This window comes from Acetatifactor sp., assembly GCF_982438285.1.
The window spans coordinates 1-1738 of sequence record NZ_CEWDFQ010000490.1; the positions used below are offsets into that span (position 1 = coordinate 1).

Below are 1738 nucleotides of genomic sequence, written 5' to 3' on the forward strand. Positions count from 1 at the left end.
ACACAGACGCACAGCTGCTGTCTTTAGTCTGGAACAACCTGTTTTCCAATGCTGTTAAATTTACAGAGCCCCACGGCAGAGTCTCCCTTTCCCTAAAGACCGAAGGAGATTTTGCCGTTGTACAGGTGTCGGACACCGGCTGCGGCATTCCCCCGGAGGTTGGCAGACATATTTTTGAAAAATTTTATCAGGGAGATACTTCCCACGCCACACAGGGCAACGGTCTGGGGCTTGCGTTAGTAAAACGGGTGATTGACATTGTAGGCGGAGATATTTCCGTAAACAGCCAGGTTGGGAAGGGCAGCACCTTCACAGTAAAATTCAGGAGAGAGCTGAATGGAACGTCTTAAAGCAATATTAAAAAAAATATTTTTTCTTCCTCCTTTGCCCACGGTTCTGATTTCCGTGCCTTCTTTTATTTTTGTGTTTGTGATGCTTGGCATGGAGGATCACTCCATTCTGGCTTATTTGGCGTATCTTCTGTCAGCCTACGCATTGATCATCACTGTAACGGGAATCAACGATGTAGTTAAAGCAATACACAATGGAATTGCCGGACTTCCTCTGGTAAAAAGGCTCCGCAATACCTCATGGGGAAATCGTCTGCTGGGAGATGTGGTTTTCCGGTCGGAAATCAGCCTTCACGGCAGCCTGCTCATCAACATCCTTTATGTTGGTTTTAATCTGTTTTCCGGTATCCGGTATTCTTCCCTGTGGTTTATTGCCCTTGCCTTTTACTATGCCTTGTTGTCAGTTATGCGGGCAGTGCTTGTGTTATACGTTCACCGCAGGCTGGTGGGAGAGGACATCACATCGGAATTTAAACGGTATCGGGCCTGCGGCATTATCCTGCTTTTCATGAATCAGGCGCTGGCAGGCATTGCGGTCTGTATGGTAACAAAGGACAAGGGCTTTTCCTACCCCGGCCTTATGATTTATGCCATGGCCATGTACGCTTTTTATATCACCATTGTAGCGGCGGTCAATGTGGAGAAATTCCGCAGGCGGGGGGGTCCGCCTCTTTCGGCAGCTAAGGTCATCAGCCTCACTGCCGCGCTGGTTTCCATGCTGTCGCTGGAAACCGCCATGCTGGCCCAGTTTGGAAACGAAGACTTTGTGTTTCGCCGTTTGATGCTGGGTATTTCCGGCGGGGCCGTCTGCGCCATTGTTCTGACTATGGCTATTTATATGATCGCACGATCAACCAGGCAGCTGAAAAGGCTGCAGGATAACAATTAAAAAACATCCTGTTAGAAAGGAAGATTGGTTATGGAAAACAGGAAGGATATTTTCAATTATACTTATTCTGCGAAACAGCAGGAGGAAATTCAAAACATCAGAAGCAAATATCTGCCTCCGGAGCAAAAAATAGATAAAATGGAACAGCTGCGCCGGCTGGACAAGAGCACCACAAAAATGGGCACCATTATCTCTATTGCTACGGGAATCCTTGGCTGCCTGCTTTTGGGAGTGGGCATGTGCTGCACTATGGTCTGGATGGAAAAGTGGTTTCTTCCCGGAGTCATTATTGGAATCGCGGGGATTGCAGCCATTGCTATAGCCTATCCGCTGTATACCCGTATCACCAAAAGGGAACGGGAAAAGGCAGCGCCCCAGATTTTAAAGCTGGCCGATGAGCTGGGAAAACCGGAGTAAAGACTTTCTCTGCAATTATCCCATGAAAATAAGGAGAATGCCATTTATGAATTGAACGCCTCCGTGCTGGAGGAAATTATGC

At 47.7% G+C, this 1738-nt stretch carries 3 protein-coding genes; all 3 read left to right on the forward strand.

The genetic code is table 11. The features are described from left to right. Positions 1 to 350, forward strand: a 350-nt coding sequence (locus AC1WIP_RS15560) for a sensor histidine kinase (protein WP_481142682.1), incomplete at its 5' end; no start/stop codon positions are given. After that, positions 337 to 1239, forward strand: coding sequence for a hypothetical protein (locus AC1WIP_RS15565; protein ID WP_481142683.1), 903 nt, complete (start codon positions 337 to 339; stop codon positions 1237 to 1239). The genes AC1WIP_RS15560 and AC1WIP_RS15565, both read left to right, overlap by 14 nt. Before the next feature lie 30 nt (positions 1240 to 1269). Next, the gene (locus tag AC1WIP_RS15570; RefSeq protein ID WP_481142684.1) at positions 1270 to 1656 is read left to right on the forward strand and encodes a hypothetical protein; all 387 of its coding nucleotides are present in this window, start codon (positions 1270 to 1272) and stop codon (positions 1654 to 1656) included. The last annotated feature ends 82 nt before the right edge of the window (positions 1657 to 1738 follow it).

Coding starts and splice junctions, on each gene's coding strand:
- AC1WIP_RS15570 (WP_481142684.1), top strand. CDS start 1,270: ATGGAAAACAGGAAGGATATTTTCAATTATACTTATTCTGCGAAACAG.
- AC1WIP_RS15565 (WP_481142683.1), top strand. CDS start 337: ATGGAACGTCTTAAAGCAATATTAAAAAAAATATTTTTTCTTCCTCCT.